The organism is Streptococcus suis (genome assembly GCF_002960445.1).
Taxonomy (GTDB): Bacteria; Bacillota; Bacilli; order Lactobacillales; family Streptococcaceae; genus Streptococcus; species Streptococcus hyiners.
In genome coordinates, this window is sequence record NZ_POJD01000098.1 from 1 (window position 1) to 355 (window position 355).

At 31.0% G+C, this 355-nt stretch carries 1 protein-coding gene; it reads left to right on the forward strand.

What is annotated here, in order from left to right; translation table 11 throughout:
- On the forward strand, positions 1–205 hold a 205-nt coding region (locus C1G53_RS01875; protein ID WP_269087981.1), incomplete at its 5' end, for an isoprenylcysteine carboxylmethyltransferase family protein.
- Positions 206–355 lie beyond the last annotated feature (150 nt).

Here is a 355-nt window from a genome sequence, read left to right on the forward strand (position 1 = left end):
GCATCCTAACTATTTCCTAAATATTATACCAGAATTAATCGGTTTAGCTTTATTGTGTCATGCAACATATAGTTTTCTCATCTTATTCCCAGTCTACATGGTTATCTTATACAGACGTATTCACGAGGAAAATAATTTGTTGAAAACAGTGATTATTCCAAACGGAACTGTGCAGTCTGCAGCAGAGATAACTGGAAATAATTAAAGTTTGCTAAATAATAATTGTGATATTGTTTGAAACTAGGATACCGCTCTAATTAGAGTTGATGAGTAAGTTTACATGATTCAGTTTTCATATTTAAAAGTGGTACCGTATGTGTAAATTGGCTTTTGTCAGTTGTATATTATAAAGAAA